This window comes from Streptomyces sp. SD15 (assembly GCF_054462255.1).
The window spans coordinates 121,592-143,027 of sequence record NZ_JBTLMO010000002.1; the positions used below are offsets into that span (position 1 = coordinate 121,592).

The 21,436-nt window shown below is 70.7% G+C and carries 21 protein-coding genes and 6 tRNA genes; 9 read left to right on the forward strand and 18 right to left on the reverse strand.

The window, feature by feature from the left end:
• Positions 1-4 precede the first annotated feature (4 nt).
• From ACX28W_RS02470 to ACX28W_RS02495, 6 genes are all read right to left on the reverse strand, one after another.
• On the reverse strand, positions 5-880 hold the full coding sequence (locus tag ACX28W_RS02470; RefSeq protein WP_458997082.1) for a carbohydrate ABC transporter permease: 876 nt from the start codon (positions 878-880) through the stop codon (positions 5-7).
• Positions 877-1,833: a carbohydrate ABC transporter permease gene (locus ACX28W_RS02475; RefSeq protein ID WP_458997083.1), complete on the reverse strand. Its 957-nt coding sequence runs from the start codon at positions 1,831-1,833 to the stop codon at positions 877-879. Before ACX28W_RS02475 ends, ACX28W_RS02470 begins: the two co-directional genes overlap by 4 nt.
• Before the next feature lie 14 nt (positions 1,834-1,847).
• Positions 1,848-3,134, reverse strand: coding sequence for an ABC transporter substrate-binding protein (locus ACX28W_RS02480; RefSeq protein WP_458997084.1), 1,287 nt, complete (start codon positions 3,132-3,134; stop codon positions 1,848-1,850).
• A gap of 313 nt (positions 3,135-3,447) precedes the next feature.
• A complete protein-coding gene (locus ACX28W_RS02485; RefSeq protein WP_458997085.1) occupies positions 3,448-3,615 on the reverse strand; it encodes a hypothetical protein in 168 nt (55 codons plus the stop codon).
• 126 nt (positions 3,616-3,741) lie between these two features.
• A tRNA-Val gene (locus tag ACX28W_RS02490) sits at positions 3,742-3,813 on the reverse strand.
• A gap of 99 nt (positions 3,814-3,912) precedes the next feature.
• Positions 3,913-4,347, reverse strand: coding sequence for a TIGR02611 family protein (locus ACX28W_RS02495; RefSeq protein ID WP_458997086.1), 435 nt, complete (start codon positions 4,345-4,347; stop codon positions 3,913-3,915).
• 191 nt (positions 4,348-4,538) lie between these two features.
• On the opposite strand from ACX28W_RS02495, the gene ACX28W_RS02500 reads away from it, so the two are divergent.
• Positions 4,539-4,952, forward strand: coding sequence for an SsgA family sporulation/cell division regulator (locus ACX28W_RS02500; protein ID WP_003959770.1), 414 nt, complete (start codon positions 4,539-4,541; stop codon positions 4,950-4,952).
• Between the two features lie 402 nt (positions 4,953-5,354).
• On the forward strand, positions 5,355-5,912 hold the full coding sequence (locus ACX28W_RS02505) for a CGNR zinc finger domain-containing protein (protein ID WP_458997087.1): 558 nt from the start codon (positions 5,355-5,357) through the stop codon (positions 5,910-5,912).
• 181 nt (positions 5,913-6,093) lie between these two features.
• Here ACX28W_RS02505 and ACX28W_RS02510 read toward each other — a convergent pair whose 3' ends face one another.
• Together ACX28W_RS02510 and ACX28W_RS02515 are read right to left on the reverse strand one after the other, a co-directional pair.
• Complete coding sequence (locus tag ACX28W_RS02510) at positions 6,094-6,351, reverse strand: hypothetical protein (protein WP_362070112.1); 258 nt, start codon at positions 6,349-6,351, stop codon at positions 6,094-6,096.
• Positions 6,352-6,391: 40 nt separating this feature from the next.
• Positions 6,392-6,838, reverse strand: coding sequence for a hypothetical protein (locus ACX28W_RS02515; RefSeq protein WP_458997088.1), 447 nt, complete (start codon positions 6,836-6,838; stop codon positions 6,392-6,394).
• Positions 6,839-7,010: 172 nt separating this feature from the next.
• Between ACX28W_RS02515 and ACX28W_RS02520 the strand changes: the two genes are divergently transcribed.
• Complete coding sequence (locus ACX28W_RS02520) at positions 7,011-7,529, forward strand: DsbA family protein (protein ID WP_458997089.1); 519 nt, start codon at positions 7,011-7,013, stop codon at positions 7,527-7,529.
• 89 nt (positions 7,530-7,618) lie between these two features.
• On the opposite strand, the gene ACX28W_RS02525 is transcribed toward ACX28W_RS02520, so the two are convergent.
• The 3 genes from ACX28W_RS02525 to ACX28W_RS02535 form a co-directional block, all read right to left on the reverse strand.
• Entirely contained in the window at positions 7,619-8,443 is an 825-nt protein-coding gene (locus ACX28W_RS02525) for a GNAT family N-acetyltransferase (protein WP_458997090.1), read from the reverse strand.
• A gap of 101 nt (positions 8,444-8,544) precedes the next feature.
• On the reverse strand, positions 8,545-9,366 hold the full coding sequence (locus ACX28W_RS02530; protein WP_458997091.1) for an aminotransferase class IV: 822 nt from the start codon (positions 9,364-9,366) through the stop codon (positions 8,545-8,547).
• Positions 9,363-10,451, reverse strand: coding sequence for a chorismate-binding protein (locus ACX28W_RS02535; RefSeq protein WP_458997092.1), 1,089 nt, complete (start codon positions 10,449-10,451; stop codon positions 9,363-9,365). Before ACX28W_RS02535 ends, ACX28W_RS02530 begins: the two co-directional genes overlap by 4 nt.
• A 156-nt stretch (positions 10,452-10,607) precedes the next feature.
• Between ACX28W_RS02535 and ACX28W_RS02540 the strand changes: the two genes are divergently transcribed.
• The 5 genes from ACX28W_RS02540 (at position 10,608) to ACX28W_RS02560 (ending at position 11,065) form a co-directional block, all read left to right on the forward strand.
• A tRNA-Gly gene (locus ACX28W_RS02540) sits at positions 10,608-10,680 on the forward strand.
• 39 nt (positions 10,681-10,719) lie between these two features.
• Positions 10,720-10,793 (forward strand) — tRNA-Cys (locus ACX28W_RS02545).
• 1 nt (position 10,794) lies between these two features.
• A tRNA-Val gene (locus ACX28W_RS02550) sits at positions 10,795-10,866 on the forward strand.
• 26 nt (positions 10,867-10,892) lie between these two features.
• Positions 10,893-10,964, forward strand: a tRNA-Val gene (locus tag ACX28W_RS02555).
• A 26-nt stretch (positions 10,965-10,990) separates the two neighbouring features.
• Positions 10,991-11,065 (forward strand) — tRNA-Val (locus ACX28W_RS02560).
• 104 nt (positions 11,066-11,169) lie between these two features.
• On the opposite strand, the gene ACX28W_RS02565 is transcribed toward ACX28W_RS02560, so the two are convergent.
• The 4 genes from ACX28W_RS02565 to ACX28W_RS02580 all read right to left on the reverse strand — a co-directional run bounded on the left by ACX28W_RS02565 (position 11,170) and on the right by ACX28W_RS02580 (position 13,427).
• A complete protein-coding gene (locus tag ACX28W_RS02565; protein WP_458997093.1) occupies positions 11,170-11,460 on the reverse strand; it encodes a TFIIB-type zinc ribbon-containing protein in 291 nt (96 codons plus the stop codon).
• Between the two features lie 74 nt (positions 11,461-11,534).
• Positions 11,535-12,467 (reverse strand): phosphotransferase family protein, encoded by a 933-nt coding sequence (locus ACX28W_RS02570; RefSeq protein WP_458997094.1) that lies wholly within the window; start codon positions 12,465-12,467, stop codon positions 11,535-11,537.
• Positions 12,468-12,734: 267 nt separating this feature from the next.
• Positions 12,735-12,953, reverse strand: a complete 219-nt coding sequence (locus ACX28W_RS02575; RefSeq protein ID WP_458997095.1) for a hypothetical protein — start codon at positions 12,951-12,953, stop codon at positions 12,735-12,737.
• 240 nt (positions 12,954-13,193) lie between these two features.
• Positions 13,194-13,427: a hypothetical protein gene (locus tag ACX28W_RS02580; RefSeq protein ID WP_081223398.1), complete on the reverse strand. Its 234-nt coding sequence runs from the start codon at positions 13,425-13,427 to the stop codon at positions 13,194-13,196.
• Between the two features lie 196 nt (positions 13,428-13,623).
• On the opposite strand from ACX28W_RS02580, the gene ACX28W_RS02585 reads away from it, so the two are divergent.
• Entirely contained in the window at positions 13,624-14,997 is a 1,374-nt protein-coding gene (locus ACX28W_RS02585; protein ID WP_458997264.1) for a serine/threonine-protein kinase, read from the forward strand.
• Positions 14,998-15,143: 146 nt separating this feature from the next.
• Here the strand turns inward: ACX28W_RS02585 and ACX28W_RS02590 are convergent, their stop codons facing one another.
• From ACX28W_RS02590 to cobT, 3 genes are all read right to left on the reverse strand, one after another.
• Positions 15,144-15,962, reverse strand: a complete 819-nt coding sequence (locus ACX28W_RS02590) for a TrmH family RNA methyltransferase (RefSeq protein WP_362087072.1) — start codon at positions 15,960-15,962, stop codon at positions 15,144-15,146.
• Between the two features lie 64 nt (positions 15,963-16,026).
• Entirely contained in the window at positions 16,027-17,283 is a 1,257-nt protein-coding gene (gene cobA / locus ACX28W_RS02595) for a uroporphyrinogen-III C-methyltransferase (protein ID WP_458997096.1), read from the reverse strand.
• 225 nt (positions 17,284-17,508) lie between these two features.
• On the reverse strand, positions 17,509-21,321 hold the full coding sequence (gene cobT, locus ACX28W_RS02600; protein ID WP_458997097.1) for a nicotinate-nucleotide--dimethylbenzimidazole phosphoribosyltransferase: 3,813 nt from the start codon (positions 21,319-21,321) through the stop codon (positions 17,509-17,511).
• Positions 21,322-21,436: the final 115 nt, after the last annotated feature.

Below are 21,436 nucleotides of genomic sequence, written 5' to 3' on the forward strand. Positions count from 1 at the left end.
CGCCTCAGCCCTTCAGTCCGGAGGTCGCCATACCGTCGATCAGGTAGCGCTGGAAGGCCATGAAGAAGGCGATGACCGGCACCAGCGCCACCAGCGACATCGCGATCATGCTGCCGTAGTTGGAGATGCCCTCCTGGTCGCGGAACATCATCAGGCCGAGCGAAACGGTGTACTTCTCGGGGGTGTTGAGGTAGATCAACGGCCCCATGAAGTCGTTCCACGCGTTGATGAAGGTGAAGATGGCGCTGGTGATGAGGGCGGGGCGGCACAGCGGCAGCACGATGGACCAGTAGGTCCTCAGGTGCCCGCAGCCGTCCAGCTTGGCGGCCTCGTCGAGCTCGCGCGGCAGCCCGCGCATGAACTGCACCATCAGGAAGACGAAGAACGCCTCCGTGGCCAGGAACTTGCCCGCGACGAGCGGCACCAGCGTGTCGATGAGCTCGAGCTTGCGGAACATCACGTACTGCGGGATGAGCAGTACGTGATACGGCAGCAGCAGCGTGCCGATCATCAGCGTGAACAGCAGGTTCCGCCCGGCGAACCGGATCTTGGCGAAGGCGTACGCCGTCAGCGAGCTGGAGAGCACCACACCGACCACGGCCAGGCCCGCGTACATCAGCGAGTTGGTGAAGAAGCTGGTGATGGAGATGCCGGAGATGCCGTCGGCGAGCCCGGAGAAGTTCTCCCAGACCGGCTTGGTGGGCAGCAGGTCGAGGCTGGCGATGATGTCCTTGCCCGGCTTGAAGGCGGCCCCGACCACCCAGATCACCGGATACAGGATGACCGCGAGGATGACGAGCGCGCCCACGTGCCAGGCGAGCGATCCGAAGCGCCGCCGCTCGTTCGCGGTCCGCACAACAGGGCTGGTGACACTGGTCACTTGGCGGCCTCCTCGTAGTGCACCCACTTCTTCTGCGACCAGAACAGGACCGCCGTGACGAGCGCCACCGCGATCACCAGCGTCCAGGCCATCGCGGAGGCGAAGCCCATCTGGGCCTCCTTGAAGCCCTTCTGGTAGAGGTAACAGGTGTAGACGAGCGTGGCGTCGGCGGGCCCGCACCGGGTGTCGGAGACGACGTACGCGGAGCCGAACACCTGGAACGCGTGGATGGACTCCAGCAGCACGTTGAAGAACAGCACCGGGGAGATCATCGGCAGGGTGATGTTCCAGAACCGTCGGAAGGGACCGGCTCCGTCCACCTCGGCGGCCTCGTACAGCTCCCGCGGCACCTGCTTGAGGCCGGCCAGGAAGATGACCATCGGCGCACCGAACTGCCAGATACTCAGAGCCACCAGGGCGTACAGGACATAGTCCGGGTTGCCGATCCAGCCGCCGACGTCGAGCCCGAAGATCTTCTGCGTACGGTCCACGACGGCGTCGTCGGAGAACAGTGCCCGCCACACGAAGCCGACGGAGACGCTGGCGCCGATGAGCGAGGGCATGTAGAACGCGGCACGGTACAGGGCCTGTCCGCGCCGCCTCTGCGCGAGCAGCAGCGCCACTCCGAGCGCGAGGAGCAGCTTCAGCGGTGTGGCCACGACGACGTACTTCAGCGTGACCTCGACCGACTTCTGCCAGCGCGGGTCCTGGAACATCGTCGTGAAGTTGTCCAGCCCCACCCACTCGGGCGGCGTGAACAGGTTGTAGCTGGTGAACGCGTAGTACAGCGACGCGATCATCGGCCCCGCCGTGAGCAGCAGGAAACCCGCGATCCACGGCGACATGAAGAGATAGCCGGCGAGGTTCTCGCGGCGCCGCCCGCGCCGCCCGGCGGCAGGAGCGGCGGACCGCTTCTTCGCCGGGCGCGCGGGCGCTTCCTTGACGAGCGTCATGGTGGTACGTCCCCTCAGCCCGCGAACGCGGCCTTGGCCTCGCTGAACAGCGCCTTAGCGGCGTCGGCCGGCTTGGTCTTGCCCTGGGCGACCTCGCCCCCGATGCGCAGGAACGCCGCCTCGATGACATCCGCGCCGGACGGGTGCGGGGTGATCTTCCCGAGCACGCCCGCCTCGGCGACCTCGTCCTCGTACGACGCGACGCCCTTGTTGTTGGCGTCGGTGGGCTTGAAGGCGTCGTACTGCTCGGTCGTGGCGAGGATGCCGCGGTCGTAGCCCATGATCTCGCCGACCTCGGGGTCGTGGACCATGAAGTCGATGAACTGAGCGGCCTCCTTGGGGTGCTTGGTCCCGGAGAAGGCGCTGAGCATCAGCGAACCGAGGTACTGGCCGGTGTCCTTGCCGTCCGTGGTGGGGATCGGCGCGAGCCCGTAGTCCGACTCGCCCTCGCCCGCGTAACGGATGGAGAAGTTGTCCCAGGTGAACTCGGATGCGGCGAGCCCCGCCGACAGACCTGACTTCGGCTTGACCTGCTCGATCTTCTTCGGGTCGGCGACGAGCCCGGACTTCACGCGCTTGTAGCCGTCCTCCCACCACTGCGTCACATCGTCCTCGGTGAAGCCGAGATCGGAGTCGGTGAAGAAGGCCTTTCCGTTCTGACGCAGGTACAGGTCGTAGAGGTACATGATGGCGAAGTAGCCGGTGTCACCGGCGATCTTCAGCTTGTCCTGGATCGTCTGGAGGGTGTCGAAGTACTCGTCCCAGGTCCAGCCGAACTTAGGCTCCACGCCCGCCTTCTTGAAGGCCTTGAGGTCGATGACGAGCGACATGGTGTTGGCGCCGACGGGTATGCCGATCTGCTTGCCGTCGACCTGACCGTTCGCCAGAACGCCGTTGCGGAAGTTCTCCAGGCCCAAGTTCCCCGCGTCCGCCTGCGTCTTGAGATCCATCAGAACACCGCGCTTGTCGTACTTGCGCAGGAAACCGACCGCATTCTGGAAAACGTCCGGCGGATTCCCACCGGAGGCTTGGGTCTGGAACTTCTCCCAAAATGCCTCGTAGTCGGTGAATTCGGGCTTGATCTTAATCTTCGGGTACTTCTTCTCGAAGAGCGCGATCGTCTTCTTGATGGCGATGGTGCGCGGCTCGCCACCCCACCACGCGTAACGAAGTGTCACATTCCCGTTGCCCGAACCGCCGTCGCCGCCGCAGCCCGTCGTCGCGGCCAGCCCCAGCGTGGCCGCCGAGGCCCCGGCCACCTTCAGGATCGTTCGCCTCTCAACATTCCTGCTGGTTCCCATGGTTGGGCCCCCTCCCCACAGCGTCATTGCCGCCTGCGTGAATCGTTTCAAGTAAGCGCTTGCTGGCACAAGCTACGGAGGGCTTTCGGGCGCGTCAATGATTCGGACAGGATTTGATGTGACGCGGTTCGCTCGCATGACGGTGTTCACGGGGGACGCCTCGCCGCCGCGGGCGCCCGACTGGGCAGGTCCGACGCATGCGGTCGACCCACCGAACGGGAAACGACGGGTCGGGCGGGATACGGAACGGGCCGAAAACAACCGTGGCACCAAGGGGGTTGGCGTCACAGGGGCGAGGGCGAGCGGGATTGCACTAACCGAGGGTGAGGGGACGGGCCGGCCGGGCCTCACGCCGGGTCGGCTCGAACTGGTGCACCCACCGGGCGGTGTTCGTCAGGGGGCGCGCCTCGGGCTCGGCTTCCTGCCGGTTGCCCGTGTCGGCTGTGGGCGCGACGAGGTGGGGATGCCACCCAGCCCTCACCCCAAGCCCACTCCCCGGCGCACAGCACCCATGACGAAGCTCACGGCGCGCGCGGTGTGGTCGTGCGGGAACGACGAAGGCGGCCCGATCCACGCATTCCGTGGACCAGGTCGCCAATCGCGTACGTGGGCGATACTGGGATCGAACCAGTGACTTCTTCGGTGTGAACGAAGCGCTCTCCCGCTGAGCTAATCGCCCGGGCGCAGAGAGAACATTACCCCATGTCAGAGGGGGACTCCGACCAGCCGAAGGACCTTCAGGGCACCGCCGGAAGGGGCACCGCCGGAAGGGGCACCGTCACTCCTTGATGTTCCAGGGCATCTCGAGGCCGAACTTCCAGAGGTAGACGGCACCGAGGGCCGCGATGATGACGAGGCCGACGGTCGTGAGGATGATGTTGCGGCGCCGCACCTTGGGGTCGAGCGCCCGCTGTGTCGCCTCCGTGACTTTGCGTTTCGTCCAGCGGAGCACCAACTGCGCCCAGACGAACTCGGTCGCCCAGATCGCCATGCCGCCGAAGATCACCAGCCAGCCGGGCCCCGGCAGCGGAAGCATGACCACGCCCGCGGCGACGACCGCGAGCCCCACGATGAAAACGCCCACCTGCCAGCTCATGTGCAGCGCGCGACGCGCCTTGATGAATTCCGGCGCCCGCGAACCGAGCGCGCGCTCGATCTTCGACTCGTCAGCAGCCATGGCGACCTCGCCCGGCTCGTTACTCCCCGTATTCATACAGCCATACCCTACCGGAGAGAAACCAGTCACCGGAATGGCCCTATCCGGCGAAGGGGCTCTCGGCCGGATGAGTTACGTAAAGGCACGCAAAACACTCAGAGGGGTTTACAACGGCACCGTAGGTGGCATGTCGATTTCGCCGACGTGCGAATCCCCGAGCGCACACTGAGCGAAAGGCCCTGGCGCTTATGAACACCACGGTCAGCTGCGAGCTGCACCTGCGCCTCGTTGTGTCGAGCGAGTCCTCACTGCCTGTTCCCGCAGGACTGCGGTATGACACGGCCGATCCCTACGCCGTGCACGCCACCTTCCACACCGGAGCCGAGGAAACCGTCGAGTGGGTGTTCGCCCGCGACCTCCTCGCCGAGGGCCTGCACCGGCCCACCGGTACCGGCGACGTCCGTGTCTGGCCGTCCCGGAGCCATGGTCAGGGCGTCGTATGCATCGCCCTGAGCTCCCCGGAGGGCGAGGCCCTGCTCGAGGCCCCGGCGCGGGCCCTTGAGTCGTTCCTGAAGCGAACGGACGCCGCCGTGCCCCCCGGCACGGAACACCGGCACTTCGATCTCGACACCGAGCTCTCACACATCCTGGCCGAGAGCTAGCGAGACACCACAGAGCCGCCCGGCACCGTCCACTCGGGGAGACGGCTCGGGCCTAGACAATCACATAGGGCACAACCAGATATGGCACAACCGCATCAAACACAACCGCATCAGGTACAACCTCATGAGACTCAACCTCATGAGGCACAACCGCATAAGGCACGCACATCGGCGCCGTCGCCGCGGACTTCCCGCGGAGGCGGCGTCGGCATACGTGATCCGGGGCGACTTCGGCCGGGGTCGCGGTTCACGTGCGTCGGCGCCGTCGCACGTGATCCGGGACGACCCGGGCCCTTGGCCCCCGGGTCCGCATGCCCGGCACCCCTCCCCCGACCCGGGAAGCCACTACCATCGGCCAGCATCGGCGGGCGCCCGCCCGACCCCCAGGCCAGGGAGCGAAACGTGCTGATCACCCACGACACCCGGTGCGCCCTCGACACCGTGGTGGATCTGGTGAACACCTCTCCGGACGAGCACACGACGGACGGGCTCGCGGATGTCGCGTCCCTCGCCGATTTCGTACGAAACCACGAAATCAGCGATGTCGGTGTGCTGTCCGAGCACGACCTCGCGGCCGTACGCGAGGTCCGCGGCCGGTTCGCCGGGATCTTCGCGGCCGACGACCCGCGGACAGCCGCCGCCCTCATCAACGAACTGGTCGCCGCGGCAGGCACCACACCCCGGCTCACCGATCACGACGGCTACGACTGGCATGTGCACTACTTCGCGCCGGGCGCCTCGGTGGCCGACCACCTCGCGGCCGACTGCGGGATGGCGCTGGCTTTCTTCGTGGTCGCCGGAGAGCAGGACCGGCTGCGGCGCTGCGAGGCTCCCGACTGCCGGCGCGCCTTCGTGGATCTCTCCCGCAACCGCTCCCGGCGTTACTGCGACAGTCGGACCTGTGGAAACCGGCTCCACGTGGCCGCCTACCGGGCGCGCCGCAAGGAAGCGGCGGGCTGAAGGAGCCACAGGACGAGCGGCGGCGTGGCTGAGCCACAGGATGAGCGACGGAGCGACTGAGCCGCAGGACGAGCGACGGCGTGACTGAGCTGCTGGACGGGCGGCGGAGCGATTGAGCCGCTGGACGGGCGGCGGGCTGACGGAGCCCTCGGCGGGTGACGCCAGGGGCCCCGTGTACGGCTCAGAGCAGCAGCAGGTCGTGCAGCGAAGCCATGAGCAGCAGACAGCCGATCACCGCAAGGAAGATCATCAGCGGTGGCTGGGAAAGCGCGAAAAGACAACCTCGCCGCTCCTCTGGCGGGGCGGCGGTGTCGCTCTGTGTTGTGTCCAGCATCTCGCGGGCGATGATGGCGCAGCCACCACCCCCTACGCGATCAACGCGCCCGGAATGACCGGTAGTTCGCCAATATCCGTGATGCGCGGTGACGAACGTGATCACTTCCGCGTCTTCGCATGATCTTCTGTGTCGTTTCAGGCCGTCATATGCCGTGCTTCTTCAGGATGGCCTCGATGTCGCTGAAGTCGTCCCCGGCACCGGTGGCCGGGGGCTTCGTCGCGGGCCGGGACGCCGGGCGGGAGGCCTGGCCGAGCGAGGGCGCCGAGGACGCGGGGGCCACCGCGTCGCGCTGGGCGGCCCGGGCGGCCGCCTTGCGTTCCTTCCGCGTCCCACCGCCGCGCCGCTCCACGGCTCGCGTTGTCATGAACAGCAGCCAGGCGCCGCCGAGCACGGCGAAGCCCGCCCACGCGGTCGGACTGAACGCGGTGTCGGCCACCCAGCCGACGGCCCCGGTCATCACCAGGCCTACCGGCACCAGCGAGTAGGCGGCGATACGGGCGGCGGCGAGGAAGCGCTTGCGGTATGCCGTGACCGCGGCGATCCCCAGGCCTGCCGCGGAGACGGCGGAACAGACGGTCTCGGCAATCATCCGGTCCTCCAGGGCAGAACTCGGTCGCACAGGGTCGGTTCGTCCCTTCCATCCTGCACCGCCGCCCGCCCGGTATGCCATGCTCCGGGCGGACCTCAGGGAGATCTCCGGGTAGGGGTCCTCCCCAGGTCCCGGTTGGGGCGTGGGAGCCGAGACTGGGAGACTGGGTTCCATGAACGACGCCGCCACCGCCCGCACCACCGCCGTCCTGGACGTCTGGTGCGAACTCCAGTGCCCCGACTGCCGCCGCGCCCTCGACGACCTGCACGCACTGCGCGCCCGCTACGGCGACCGGCTGGAGCTGCGGCTGCGGCACTTCCCGCTGGAGAAGCACAAGCACGCCTTCGCCGCGGCGCAGGCCGCCGAGGAGGCCGCGGAGCAGGGACAGGCCTGGCCGTACGTCGAGGCGGTACTCGGCCGCGTCGAGGAGCTGGACCGCAAGGGAGAACCCTTCCTGGTCGAGGTGGCCCGCGAACTCGGCCTGGACGCCGAGGAGTTCGACACGACCCTGATCGACGGCCGGCACATCCTGATCGTCGACGCCGACCAGGCCGAGGGCAAGGCCATCGGCGTGACCGGCACCCCGACGTACGTGATCGACGGCGAGCGGCTCGACGGCGGCAAGAGCCAAGAGGGCCTGCGCGAGCGCATCGAGGAAATCACCGACCGGCTGCTGGCCGAGGGCGCGTAGCCCTCGGAGCCCCAAGAGCGGGCCGGGCTACGGGTGGGGCAGCCCTCGGAGCAGAGACTTGTCTCAGCCCTCAGAGCAGAGTCATGCCCTCAGAGCAGAGTCTTGTAGAGGTAGTACGAACTCGTCGTGTAGCCCAGTGACTCGTAGAGCTTCTCCGCCGAGGTGTTCCCCGCGAAGACATTGAGGCCGATGCGGTCCCTCCCGCCGGCCACCGCCTGAGCCTCGGCCAGCAGCATCAGGGTGCGCCCGTGCCCGCGCCCCCGGTGCTCCGCGTCGACCTCGACGTCCAGCACGTACGCCGTTTCGGGCCACAGGCCCAGCCACAGGGTGCCGACCGGCGCCCCCTCCTGCTCCAGGACGCTGATCAGCGTGTTCTCGCTGGCCAGACCGTCCGGGAGGAACCTGGCGTGTCCCTGGTCGGTCTTGCTGTACGCCTCGGTCTCGGGCACGCCCCACTCGATGAGAACGCGGGCGAACTCCTCGCGCTCGTGCGCCAGCCAGGGCACGTACTCGGCCTCGGTCATGGGCCGGGCGACGCTGCCGGCGGGCAGTTCGGGCAGGGGGGCGTCCAGCCGCTTGGTCATGTTCCGGTTGCTCAGGACGTAGCCGAGCGCCGTGGCGAGCCGGAGCGCGGCCTCCGCGTCGCCGGGCACGGCCGTCTCCATGCGCCGACAGCCCCAGCCGCGTGCCACCTCCTCGGCGGCGAGCACGGCCACCGTGCCCCGGCCCCGCCCGCGGTCCGGTTCGTCGATGCTCAGCTCGCCGACCCGGGCTACGGTGGGGCCGTACTCTGGGTGCGTGGAGAGCTGTATCCCGCCCACGGGACGGCTGTTCACGCACACTTGGTAGCGGCGTGACAGCGCCCCGTCGGCTCCGCGCTGAAGCGGCTCGGTCGGCCGCAGGGTGGTCGTCATCACGGGTGTTCTACCCGCCCCGCGGCATGTCGTCATCCGAATTTGGCGGCTGCCGACAGGAGCCACCGACCGCGTCCGTTCTGCGGGTTACGGCGTACGGGTTACGGGTCGAGGTCGTTCCCGGCCCGCTCGTCGAAGGTCCGCATCGCCTTGGCGGTCACCGGGCCCGGCGCGCCCGGGAGTTGGCGTCCGTCGACCCGGTGCACGCCCTGCACATCCCGCAGGGTGGACGTCAGGAAGACCTCCTCGGCGTGCTCCAGGACGTCGAGCGGCAGGTCGGTCTCCTTGGCGCCGGTCCATTCGACGGTGAGCGCACGTGTGATGCCGGCGAGGCAGCCGGAGGCGACCGGCGGGGTGTGGATCTCGCCGTCGAGGACGACGAAGACGTTCGAGCCCGTGCCCTCGCACAGCTGCCCGACCGTGTTGGCGAACAGCGCCTCGGACGCGCCCTGTTCACGCGCGCGGGCCAGCGCGACGACGTTCTCGGCGTACGAGGTGGTCTTGAGGCCGGTGAGGGCGCCGCGCTCGTTGCGGGTCCACGGCACGGTGATCACCGCGGTGGAGTCGGGGCGCCGGGCGGACTCGCCGAGGGCGACGACCAGAGTCGGACCGTGCTCGCCACGGTCGGAGCCGAGCGGGCCGTGGCCGCCGGTGTACGTGATCCGCAGCCGGCCGAGCGCCATCGGGTTGGCGTCCAGGACGGCGGCACAGGCGTGGCGCACCTCGTCGCGGTCGGGTTCGGGCAGCCCCAGGCCGCGCGCCGAGCGGGCCAGCCGGTCGAGGTGTCGGGTCAGCGCGAACGGCCGGCCGTCCACCGCCTTCACGGTCTCGAAGATGCCGTCGCCCACGGTCAGTCCGTGGTCGAAGACGGAGACACGGGCGGACTCGATGTCCTGCAGCCCGCCGTCGAGCCAGAGCTTCACTGGATTTCACCTCGCGAGAACGTGCCGGGCCGATCGTCCGACGTGCTTCCACTCTCGTACGCATCTCCGTACGCACCCGACGCTACCGCGAGGAGTCTCGAGGCCTTCAGCTCGGTCTCCCGCCACTCCGCCTCGGGATCGGAGCCCCAGGTGATGCCGGCGCCGGTGCCGAACCTCAGGACGCCCTCCGTCCGGTCGATCCAGAATGTGCGGATGCCCACGGCGAGCTCTCCGGTGCTGCGGTCGGCATCGACCCAGCCGATGCCCCCGCAGTAGGGGCCGCGGGGCGCGGTCTCCAGGGCGTCGATGATCCGCAGTGCGCTGGATTTGGGCGCGCCGGTGACGGAGCCGGGTGGGAACGCGGCGGCAAGGAGCTCCGGCCATCCCACGTCCGCGCGCAGCTCGCCGTGCACGGTGGAGACGAGGTGGACGAGGCCCGGGTGCTTCTCGACGACACAGAGGTCGGGGACGGTGACGGTGCCGCCGGCGCACACCCGCCCGATGTCGTTGCGGACCAGGTCCACGATCATCACGTTCTCGGCGTAGTCCTTCTCCAGGAGGTCCGCCTCGGTGCGTCCGGTGCCCTTGATCGGGCCCGACTCGACGACGCGGCCCGTGCGGCGCAGGAAGAGTTCCGGGGACGCGGTGGCGATCTCCACGCCATGGCCGGGCAGGCGAATCGTTCCGGCGTACGGCGCCGGATTGCCGCGCGCCAGCAGGGCGGTCAGCGCGTCCACATCGGCGTCGGGGGCGAGGGGCGCGGACAGCACCCGGCAGAGGTTCGCCTGGTAGACCTCACCGGCCGCTATGTGCTCGCGGATACGGCGTACGCCCGCGGTGTACGCGGCGCGGTCGAGCGACGACTTCCAGTCACCGGCCGCGGGCCCGCGCCACTGCCCGGGCACCGGCGCGGGCACGGACTCCTCGCGTACGTCCGCGAAGCGGGCGCAGACCAGACGGCCCTCGAAGTCGGCGGACACGGCCCAGAAGCCGGCGGAGTCCAAGGCCGCGGGGTCGCTGGTGACGTCGAGGAGACCGGTCGCGACGAGGCCACCGAAGCGGGCGAGAGGAGGGAGGTCGAGCACGCAGTCGAGTCTAGGGCGGGTGACCTGCGGGTGCCCTGACCGTGTCCTTGAGCGGGCAGACCGCAGCACGCTGCACAAACGCGTTTTTGTACTGGCCCGGGAATCCGCTAGAGTTCAACACGTCGCCGGGACGCGCAAGCGATCCGGAAACGACAAGCGGACGTAGCTCAGTTGGTAGAGCGCAACCTTGCCAAGGTTGAGGTCGCCAGTTCGAACCTGGTCGTCCGCTCGCAGGAAGTGGGGGATCTTCCCGAACCCCCGCACTCCTGGTGGAGTGGCCGAGAGGCGAGGCAACGGCCTGCAAAGCCGTCTACACGGGTTCAAATCCCGTCTCCACCTCCAAGGACGATTAGCTCAGCGGGAGAGCGCTTCCCTGACACGGAAGAGGTCACTGGTTCAATCCCAGTATCGTCCACTGGATCTTCTCGAAGATCCGTACCCGCGCGATTAGCTCAGCGGGAGAGCGCTTCCCTGACACGGAAGAGGTCACTGGTTCAATCCCAGTATCGCGCACTGGATCTTCTCGAAGATCCGTACCCGCGCGATTAGCTCAGCGGGAGAGCGCTTCCCTGACACGGAAGAGGTCACTGGTTCAATCCCAGTATCGCGCACCAGCCGAAGCCCCCGGCCGTCTCGTACGGCCGGGGGCTTCGTCGTTCCCCCGGCCGTACGAGACGGCACGAGGAAGGGGCCCTCCGCTCAGAAGGGCCCCTTTCGTTCAGGACGAGAAGAGCATGCGGCCGAAGCTCTTCTGGCGGTGGTGGCCGCCGTAGTGACCGCCGTGTCCACCGTGCTGCGGGGCGCCCCAGGCGGGCGCGGGAGCGGACGGGTAGGCCTGCGGGGCGCCCGGGGGCGGCGGCGCGGGCTGCGACCACTGGGACTCCAGGCGGGTCAGCGACTCCAGCTCGCCGTAGTCGAGAAATATCCCGCGGCAGCCGCTGCACTGCTCGATCTGGACACCATTGCGGTTGTACGTGTGCATCGGCGCATGGCACTTCGGACACTGCATGCTCGGCTCAACTCCTCGCCGGTCGGTACTGCTTCCGCCAGGACAGACACTGCCCGTCCTCGGTCGGTTGCACCCTACGTCCTCGGTCCGTGCGCCAAATCGGGCGGGACGGTGCCCATTCGGTCGCAGGCGTCGATCACGGACTGCTGCACCTCGTCCAACGGGACGCCCGCCGCCACGGACTTGGCGATCGCCAGGGCCGCCGTCTGCACCGTGAGGGCGCGTGCCGCGACGTCCAGGGCGGGCCAGGGGTCGCCGTCGGCGGGGACGGCCGGGCCGCCCGCGCACCGGTAGGCGGTCAGGAAGCGGGTCCACTCGTCGGGCGCGAGCAGACCGCAGGCGTACCAGGCCGCCGGGCGGGCCAGGTCCCAGGTCGGCACGCCCACGCCGAGGTCGTCCACGTCGATGAGGAGCCAGGGGCCGGCCGGTGCCGGGTGGCGAACGAGCTGGCCGAGGTGGAGATCGCCGTGGCAGAGCGTCGTCGTGTCCGGCAGGGGGGCCTGCGCGCGGGCCCAGGCGGGGAGGGTGACCCAGGCGCGCAGGACAGGGGCGGTGGCGGGGTGCGGGCCCGCCGCACGGAGCCGGGCGATCGCCTGGGCCGCCTTGACGGGGCCCCGCATGGCCGGCAGGCCGGGCGGCGCGGGTGTCCGGTGGAGGCGGGCGAGGAGGGAGGCGGCCGCCTCCCAGGGGGCGGCCTCGGGCACTTCCGGGTCGACGGGAGTGCCGTACGGCCAGAAGGTCACGAGACGGCCGTGGAGGTCGACCGGGGCGGGCCGGAGCGGGGCGAGGAGTGTGTCTGCCGCGTCGGCGGCGACGGCCAGGCGCAGGGAGAGTTCCGCGCGGTCCGTGCCGGGGGCGTGGGCCTTGGCCACGGTGTCGCCATGGCGGACGACGGTGCCGTCGTGGCGGTCGGCGAGGACTGTGTCGTGGTGCGCGCAGGCGGCGGTCACGAGGTGGGCCGCGCTTCGCGCCCTGACGGTCAGAGCGGGCAGCACATCTGCGGTCACGGGTCCCCCTGGGGTGCTTTCGGTTCCTCGTGAGCCTACGCAGGCTTTCCCCGCCGCTCGGCCCGGCGGGCGTACACAGGGTCTCCTTCGGACCGGCGGCGTCCCCGTGACAAATCCCCCCTGGCGAAAAGCCCGTGGCAAAAAAATAATGCCCGCGCAGCTCCCCAGCTGCGCGGGCATTTGTGCCGTCCGCCGCACCCCCGTCCCCACGGGGTTTCATGGCCGGATGTCCCCGCCCGGACCGCTCTTCCGGGCCTGGGGCGCCGCTCAGCGCCCCAGCATCACGCCCACGGACGACGCTTGTGTGACCACTGACTCCCAGCCGCCGAAGACGACCACGAGCAGGGCCGCCAGGGGGAGAACCATCGCTGTCGCCACCAAGGGGTGGCGCCGGCCCTGGCGCTGCGCACCGAACGCGGCGGTGTACGCGGTGTACGCCCTGCGTCCCTGCGTGCGGATCGCCGTCCGCGGTGCCGTGTGGGCCATGGTCCCTCTCCTGACCGAGCATCTATGTGGTTGGCAGCGGCGAGTGTCTGACCTCGGGGGACGAGTGCTGCACCCGCCGCTTGACCTCAAATCTATGGGCGCGGCGGAGTGGGGTCGTCATGCCCTCGTACCGATTGCCGGGCCTCCCGGAGGATGAGCGATTACCTGCGGAGTACTCCCCTGGGTGGAGACGAGGACCTGGGTCTCAGGGTCTTCCCGGAGGGGGCGTCCGATGTGCCCCTACTGTTCCGAGCTGTCCTCTCTCGGGACCGGCTGCTCGACCAGCGCCAGCACCCGTGTTGCCATGAAGCGGGCGGTGCGCACCACTGATCCGCTTCGGGTGACTTCGCTCACTTCCACGACACCTCGACGCACCGCCGTCTCCACCCTGCGGCCCGCCCTGCTCGCCACCACCTCGTACGTACGCGTCGTGTCCCCGGCGTCCACGACTATCTCCACTCGATCACCCTTCACGGGTTCAATCCCCCTTCTGTGACGGATGGTTGGGATCACAGGCGGCCCAAAGCCCTCCTGTTCGCACATTCCCTGACCACCTTTCAAGTTTCCCACCCGGCACTGACAATCGATCGGGCCGCGAGGGCGCGGCCTCTGCGCGCACCCGGCCGCGGAAACGTAAGCTGTGGCTCGTCAAACGGACCGGGCAGCGGGGATGGACATGGCGATGATGCGCCTGAGGCGCGAGGACCCGCGTGTCGTCGGCTCGTTCAGGCTTCACAGGCGGCTCGGCGCGGGTGGCATGGGCGTGGTCTACCTGGGCTCCGACCGGCGTGGCCAGCGGGTCGCGCTGAAGGTGATCCGGCCGGATCTGGCGGAGGATCAGGAGTTCCGGTCGCGGTTCGCCCGCGAGGTCTCGGCGGCCCGACGGATCAAGGGCGGATGCACGGCGCGGCTCGTGGCCGCCGATCTCGAGGCGGAGCGGCCGTGGTTCGCCACGCAGTACGTGCCCGGGCCCTCCCTGCACGACAAGGTCGCCGAGGAAGGCCCGATGGCGGCCACCGACGTGGCTGCCGTCGGTGCCGCGCTCTCCGAGGGGCTCGTCGCCGTGCACGAGGCCGGTGTCGTCCACCGGGACCTCAAGCCGTCCAACATCCTGCTGTCCCCGAAGGGGCCGCGGATCATCGACTTCGGTATCGCCTGGGCCACGGGAGCCTCGACGCTCACCCATGTCGGTACGGCTGTCGGCTCGCCCGGCTTCCTCGCGCCCGAGCAGGTGCGCGGGGCGACCGTGACCCCGGCCACGGACGTGTTCGCGCTCGGGGCCACGCTGGCGTACGCGGCGACCTCCGACTCGCCCTTCGGGCAGGGCAGTTCCGAAGTGATGCTCTACCGAGTGGTGCACGAGGAGCCGCAGCTGCACGGCGTTCCGGACGCGTTGGCCCCGCTCGTCCGCGCGTGCCTGGCGAAGGACCCCGAGGAGCGGCCCAGCACGCTCCAACTGTCCTTGCGGCTCAAGGAGATCGCGGCACGCGAGGCACAGGGCCTGGCGGATGTCCGCCCGCCCGCGCCGCGCAACGATCCCGACCGGCCGACGGGACGCCTCGCCGAGCAGTACGCCGAGCAGCGCACCCAGCGTCGCCCGCAGGGCACTCCCCCGCCGCGTCCGAGCGGGACGAATCCGCCGCGTACGGGCGGGACGAACTCTTCCCGTACGGGCGGGACGAACGGCGGCTCACGGTCGGCGCCGTCGGGTTCGCGCCCCGCAGCCTCGCGGAACACCGGCCGGTCCGGCAGCAGGCCCGCGCCCCGCAGTGGTGCCGGGCGGCCCTCTCCTCGGACCACCGGGACCGGACGGCGGCCGGCGAACCCGCGGCTGCTGCGCCAGCGGCTCTTCGTGTTCGTCGTGGTGACCCTGCTCGTCGCGCTGGGCATCGCGGCGGCGCAGGGGTGCCAGGGACCGGCGCGCGGGCTGGACGACGGGGGCGGGCGGAAGGACGTACGGCAGGAGCAGTCGTCGTTCGCACCGCTGCCCGCCGGGGGTTTGATGGCGGAGCAGTACCGGAGTGACATCCGCAAGGACGGCTAGGGGGTGTCGTTCGGTCACCTCGGACCCGGGGTGATCCGAACGACGCTCCCTGGCTCCGCCGGGCTCATCCGTGAACGGGACCGGGGTCTGTACGGCGGTCCACCACAGGGGTGGTCGGGCCCCCGGGCGGCTCGTCGTACGGAGTGTCAGATGCCTGGGCGGCCCGTCGCCACCGCGTAGAAGGCGACGGCGGCCGCCGCGCCCACGTTGAGTGAGTCGACTCCGTGGGCCATGGGGATGCGAACCCATTCGTCCGCCGCCATCAGGGCCTGCGTGGACAGGCCGTCACCCTCCGCGCCCAGCATCAGCGCGACCCGGTCCATCCGGTGCGGGGCCGCCTCGTCGAGGGACTTCGCCTTCTCGTCCGGGGTGAGGGCGAGCAGGTTGAAGCCGGCCTCGCGGACCGATTCCAGGCCCTTGGGCCAGGAGTCGAGACGCGCGTACGGGACGGAGAAGACCGCACCCATGGAGACCTTCACGGAACGGCGGTAGAGCGGGTCGGCGCAGTCCGGGGAGAGCAGGACCGCGTCCATGCCGAGGGCCGCGGCGGAGCGGAAGATCGCACCGATGTTGGTGTGGTCGTTGACCGACTCCATGACAACCACCCGGCGGGCGGAGCGCAGGAGTTCGTCCGCCGTGGGCAGTGGCTTGCGCTGCATGGAGGCGAGCGCGCCGCGGTGCACGTGATAGCCGGTGACCTGCTCGGCGAGCGCCGGTGTGACCACGTACACCGGCGCCGGGAGCTCGTCGATGACGTCGCGCATCACGTCGACCCACTTGGCGGACAGGAGCATCGAGCGCATCTCGTACCCGGCGTCCTTGGCCCGTCTGATGACCTTCTCGCCCTCGGCGATGAACAGGCCCTCCGCGGGTTCGCGCTTGCGGCGCAGTTCCACGTCGGTCAGGCCCGTGTAGTCGCGCAGACGCGGGTCGTCGGGGTTCTCAACGGTGATGAGATCGGCCACAGGGTGATACTGCCTTGTCCTGGGTGCGGTGCCAACGGCTTGGAAGGGGTTGGGTTACCCCGGGTTACTCGGCGGACTCGGAGGGGGTGTTCACGGGGAGTCCGGCGCCCACGTTCACGACCGGGCCGATGACGATCACCGCGGGGGGCTTCACGTCCTGCGCCGTGACGGTCTCGGCGACCGTCGCCAGGGTCGCGTCGACGCGGCGCTGCGCGGCGGTCGTGCCTTCCTGCACCAGAGCGACCGGGGTGTCGGCCGGTTTGCCGTGCGCCATCAGGGTTTCGGCGATACGGCCGATCTTGTCGACGCCCATCAGCACGACGAGCGTGCCGCGCAACTGGGCGAGGGCCGGCCAGTCGACCAGGGAGCGCTCGTCGTCAGGGGCGACATGACCGCTGACCACGGTGAACTCATGTGCGACACCCCGGTGGGTGACGGGGATACCGGCCGCGCCCGGCACCGAGATCGAGCTGGAGATGCCCGGGACGATCGTGCAGGCGATGCCCGCCTCGGCGAGTGCCTGCGCCTCCTCCATGCCGCGGCCGAAGACGAACGGATCACCGCCCTTGAGGCGGACGACCGACTTGCCCTGCTTGGCGTGCTCGATCAGCGCGTTGTTGATCGCTTCCTGAGCCATGAAACGGCCGTACGGGATCTTCGCCGCGTCGATCACCTCGACCTGCGGCGGGAGTTCGGCGAGCAGGTCACGCGGGCCGAGGCGGTCCGCGATGACCACGTCCGCCTCGGCGAGCAGACGCCGGCCTCGGACCGTGATCAGGTCCGGGTCGCCGGGGCCGCCACCGACCAGGGCGACGCCGGGGGTGCGGGTGCGGTGGTGGGGCGCCACCAGGGTGCCGTCGCGCAGGCCCTCGACGACCGCGTCGCGGATCGCCGCGGTGTGGCGCGGGTCCCGGCCGCGCGCGTCCGTGGTGAGGACCGCGACCGTCACGCCCTCGCTGTGGCCCGTCGCCGGGGTCCAGGCCGTCGCCGCGTCGGCGTCGTCGGAACGGACGCACCAGACGCGGTGGCGCTCCGCCTCGGCGGAGGCGCCGGTGTTCGCCTCGGAGTCACTGGTGGCGATCAGGGCGTACCAGGCGTTCGCCAGGTCGCCGTCCTCGTACGGGCGCCTCGTCCAGGTGATCTCGCCCGCGTCCGCCATCGCCTCGACGGACGGGGTGGCCTCGGGGGATACGAGGTGGATGTCCGCGCCTGCCGCGATGAGCGCCGGGAGACGGCGCTGGGCCACCTGGCCGCCGCCGAGGACGACTACGCGGCGGCCGGTGAGGCGGAGGCCTACGGGGTAGGCGGGGTGTTCGGCCATGGAGGTGCGGCTCCTCGTGCGGGGCCGCTGCGCTGGGCTGGAGCGGCCTTGACGTGCTGTTTCTAAGTGCGGGACCACGATACGGCGGGGGTGGGAGGGTTCCTTCCCCAAGCCCGCCCCTTCCCGAAACCGGGGCTCCGCCCCGGGCCCCTGTTCGTCTGCGGGCCGTGGGCAGGCTGTGGGCAGGCGTTCGCCCTGCGGAACGCCTGCCCACAGCCTGTAGGCCTACTTTTCCGTTACCCCCGCCGAGTCGAACGTCGCCACCTCGTGCATCGCCCTTGCCGCGCTCTGCACCACCGGCAGAGCCAGCAGCGCTCCCGTGCCCTCGCCGAGGCGGAGGTCGAGGTCGACCAGGGGGCGCAGGCCCAGCTTGTTCAGGGCGGCGACGTGGCCGGGCTCCGCGCTGCGGTGGCCCGCGATGCAGGCCGCGAGGACCTCGGGGGCGACGGCGCGGGCCACGAGGGCCGCGGCGCCGGCGCTGACGCCGTCCAGGATCACCGGCGTACGGAGGGAGGCACCGCCCAGGAGCAGGCCGACCATCGCCGCGTGTTCGAGGCCGCCGACGGCCGCGAGGACGCCGATGGGGTCGGCCGGGTCCGGCTGGTGGAGTTCGATGGCGCGGCGTACGACCTCGGTCTTGCGGGCCAGGGTCTCGTCGTTGATGCCGGTACCGCGGCCCGTCACCTCGGACGGGTCGGTGTCCGTGTAGATCGAGATCAGGGCTGCGGACGCCGTGGTGTTGGCGATACCCATCTCGCCGGTCAGGAGGGCCTTGTTACCGGCCGCCACCAGGTCCCGGGCCGTCTCGATACCCACGTCGATCGCCGCGATGACCTCCTCGCGGGTCATCGCGGGACCCGTGGTCATGTCGGCGGTGCCCGGGCGGACCTTGCGCGGCAGCAGACCCGGGGTGGCCGGAAGGTCGGAGGCGACGCCCACGTCGATGACGCAGACCTCGGCGCCCACCTGGTTGGCGAAGGCATTGCAGACCGCGCCGCCGCCCAGGAAGTTGGCCACCATCTGCGCGGTGACCTCCTGCGGCCAGGGGGTGACGCCCTGGGCGTGCACGCCGTGGTCGCCGGCGAAGATCGCGACGGCGGCCGGCTCCGGGATCGGCGGCGGGCACATGCGGGACAGGCCCGACAGCTGCGCGGAGATGATCTCCAGCATGCCGAGCGCGCCCGCGGGCTTGGTCATCCGCTTCTGCCGCTCCCACGCCTCGCCGAGCGCCTTGGCGTCCAGGGGGCGGATGTTGGAGACGGTCTCGGCGAGCAGGTCGTGCGGCTCCTCGCCGGGCAGCGCGCGACGGCCGTACGTCTCCTCGTGCACGACCCACGACAGCGGACGGCGCTTGGACCAGCCGGCCTGCATCAGCTCGGGCTCGTCCGGGAACTCGTCGACGTAGCCGACGCAAAGGTAGGCCACGACCTCCAGGTGCTCGGGGAGGCCGAGGGCGCGGACCATCTCGCGCTCGTCGAAGAAGCTGACCCAGCCGACGCCGAGGCCCTCGGCGCGGGCCGCGAGCCAGAGGTTCTCCACCGCGAGCGCGGAGGAGTACGGGGCCATCTGCGGCTGGGTGTGGCGGCCCAGGGTGTGGCGGCCACCGCGGGTCGGGTCGGCGGTGACGACGATGTTCACCGGGGTGTCGAGGATGGCCTCGATCTTCAGTTCCTTGAACTGCTTCGCGCGGCCCTTGGGGAGCGACTTGGCGTACGCGTCGCGCTGACGGGCGGCCAGTTCGTGCATCGACCGCCGGGTGTCGGCGGAGCGGATGACGACGAAGTCCCAGGGCTGGGAGTGGCCGACGGACGGCGCGGTGTGGGCCGCCTCCAGGACGCGGAGCAGTACGTCGTGCGGGATCGGGTCGCTGCGGAAGCCGTTGCGGATGTCGCGGCGCTCGCGCATCACGCGCAGCACGGCCTCGCGCTCCGCGTCGTCGTAGCCGGGGGCCGCCGGGCCGGTGGACTCTCGTACGTCTTCCACTGCGGCCGTGCTCTCTTCCTGGTCGGCGCCCCGGGTGTCCAGGTCCTCCGCTTGCTGTGCGACTACGGGCTCCGGGTCCGCGGCGAGCGGCTCCGGTACGGGGAGTGTGTCGGCCTTACGGGGCGCGGGCACCGGAGTGACGGGCTCCGCTTCGGCGGTGGGGGCCTCCGGGTCCTCCACGGGCGCCATCTCCGCCACGTCGGCGACGACCGGAGCCTGCTCCTGCGCGGCCTCCTCGGCCGGGGGCTGCTCCTCCTCGAGGAGGGGCGGCACGGTCATGGGGTGCGGCGGGGTCGGGGCCAGCTGCGGGGTCGTCGGCACCGTGCCCTCGACGGGCACGAACTGGCCGACGGGCTGTTCCGCCGCTGGTTCCAGGGGTGCGTCCTGGAATCCGGCCGCGCCCGACGCGTCGCCGGGGAGGTGCTCGCCGTGCGACTGGTCCAGGTGGTTCATGGCCGCCTGGGGCGCCTGCGCGGGTACGGCGACGCCGACCGGCACGCCGGCCTCGGCCACGGCGAACGCGGCGTGCGCCTCGGCGGGGGCCATGAACTGGGCGGCCTGGACCGGGAAGGCCTCGACGCCGGGGACCGCCTCCGCGTGCGGGGCCTCCATGGAGTGCGCGGCCTGCGCCTGCGCGTCGTCGGAAGCGTGCGGGGCGTCCGCCACGAGGGGCTGCGGGGCGGACACGGACCGGGCGGCCTCCTCGGCGGATCCGCTGTCCGCTCCGGCGTCCACCTCGGCACCGGCGTCCACGAACTGAGCCACGGGTTCCGGGATGTGGACACCGGCATCCGCGAACTGGGCGGCCTGGACCGGGAACTGGGGTGCCGGGTCCACTGTCTGGGCGGCCGGGTCGGTGAAGGGGCCGGCCGGGTCGGCGAGGTGAACGGACGGGTCGGCAAGGTGGACCGGCGGGTCGGCGACGAGGTGGGCTGCCTCTTCGGCGACCTGCTGCGAAGCCGCGGGGGTCGCCTGCGGGTCCTGCACGACGTGGAGGTTCCGCTCGGGCGCGAAGTACTCCTCGTCCGCCGAGACCTGCGCCGGGACGGCGGCATGCTCGGACCCCTGGACGTCGGTGACGTGCTCGGCGACATCGCCGTCCCTGCCGCCGTCGTTGCCGCTGTCGCCGGCCGGCGGAACCGCGTCCGGGACCTCCTGGGCTGCCGGGAAGGGAGTGGCGTCAGAGAGCTGCGGAGCGTGCAGGTCCAACGAGCCGTCCAGCACGTACGCGGCCTCGGCGCCCTGCGCAGGCTCCGGAGTCTGCGCAGCGAGATGGCCCTCCGCCGCCTCGGGCGAGTGGTCGACCTCCGGAACGACCTGCGGCGCCGCCTCAAGACCCGCGCCCTCAGGTGCCTCCGGCGCCTGAGGAGCCGACCCGAGCCCCGCGGCCTCGGCAGCCTCCGGCGCCGCCGCTGTCTCCGGCTCGGCGACCGGCGCGGCCTCGGATCCCTGCCCCACTCCCGGAACGACCGTTTCTGCAGCCGCCGCCCCGGAGCCCACCGGCGGAGCTCCCCACGGCACCGCCCCCTGCGGCGGAATCTCGGAGAGCTGCGGTACGTCGAGGTACTCGGGCCCGACGGTCGGGGGACCGGCGTGCCGCACCGGAGTCACCGGATTCGCCGCGTAGGCCGGGGTGGCGAGCGGCGCCGCGGCGGGGCCGCGGTCGGCGAGCGAGCGCACCGGGCTCGCGGAGCCGTCCGGGGTCGGCGGACCGAGGTGCAGTGGGCGGCGCGGCGGCGGCAGCTGCGGGGCGGGCGCGGGGTTCGGCAGCCGGACACCGCTGAGGTCGACCGAGCCGCTGTCCCGGCCGGCCGTCTCGTGCGGGCCCGGCTCGTGGACGAGCGGCTCGTGGACGAGCGGCTGCGGGGCAGGCGGCGCCACCTCGTTGCCCCAGGCGCCCTGCGCGCCCGGCATGAGGAGCAGGTCGTCGTCGTCGGCGGGATTCTCGGAGGGGTCGAGGAAGGTGTACGCGCCCGGGGCGAGGACGCCCGGCTGCTCCACCATGCCTGCGTTCTCCGGCAGTCCCTCGCCCGGGACCTGGCCGGTGTCGGTCATGCGTACCCCTCGCCCATCGGTTAGTGCTTCCAAGTCCAGCTCGCCCGGAACGGCGCACCGACCGCCCCGTAGTGAAGAACGAGCGTGCGTGCCCAGCGGCACGAACGACCGGCCA

Coding starts and splice junctions, on each gene's coding strand:
- ACX28W_RS02575 (WP_458997095.1), bottom strand. CDS start 12,953: ATGGCCCACACGGCACCGCGGACGGCGATCCGCACGCAGGGACGCAGG.
- ACX28W_RS02525 (WP_458997090.1), bottom strand. CDS start 8,443: ATGACGACCACCCTGCGGCCGACCGAGCCGCTTCAGCGCGGAGCCGAC.
- ACX28W_RS02515 (WP_458997088.1), bottom strand. CDS start 6,838: ATGATTGCCGAGACCGTCTGTTCCGCCGTCTCCGCGGCAGGCCTGGGG.
- ACX28W_RS02585 (WP_458997264.1), top strand. CDS start 13,624: ATGGACATGGCGATGATGCGCCTGAGGCGCGAGGACCCGCGTGTCGTC.
- ACX28W_RS02495 (WP_458997086.1), bottom strand. CDS start 4,347: ATGAATACGGGGAGTAACGAGCCGGGCGAGGTCGCCATGGCTGCTGAC.
- ACX28W_RS02500 (WP_003959770.1), top strand. CDS start 4,539: ATGAACACCACGGTCAGCTGCGAGCTGCACCTGCGCCTCGTTGTGTCG.
- ACX28W_RS02565 (WP_458997093.1), bottom strand. CDS start 11,460: ATGCAGTGTCCGAAGTGCCATGCGCCGATGCACACGTACAACCGCAAT.
- ACX28W_RS02480 (WP_458997084.1), bottom strand. CDS start 3,134: ATGGGAACCAGCAGGAATGTTGAGAGGCGAACGATCCTGAAGGTGGCC.
- ACX28W_RS02520 (WP_458997089.1), top strand. CDS start 7,011: ATGAACGACGCCGCCACCGCCCGCACCACCGCCGTCCTGGACGTCTGG.
- cobT (WP_458997097.1), bottom strand. CDS start 21,321: ATGACCGACACCGGCCAGGTCCCGGGCGAGGGACTGCCGGAGAACGCA.
- ACX28W_RS02475 (WP_458997083.1), bottom strand. CDS start 1,833: ATGACGCTCGTCAAGGAAGCGCCCGCGCGCCCGGCGAAGAAGCGGTCC.
- cobA (WP_458997096.1), bottom strand. CDS start 17,283: ATGGCCGAACACCCCGCCTACCCCGTAGGCCTCCGCCTCACCGGCCGC.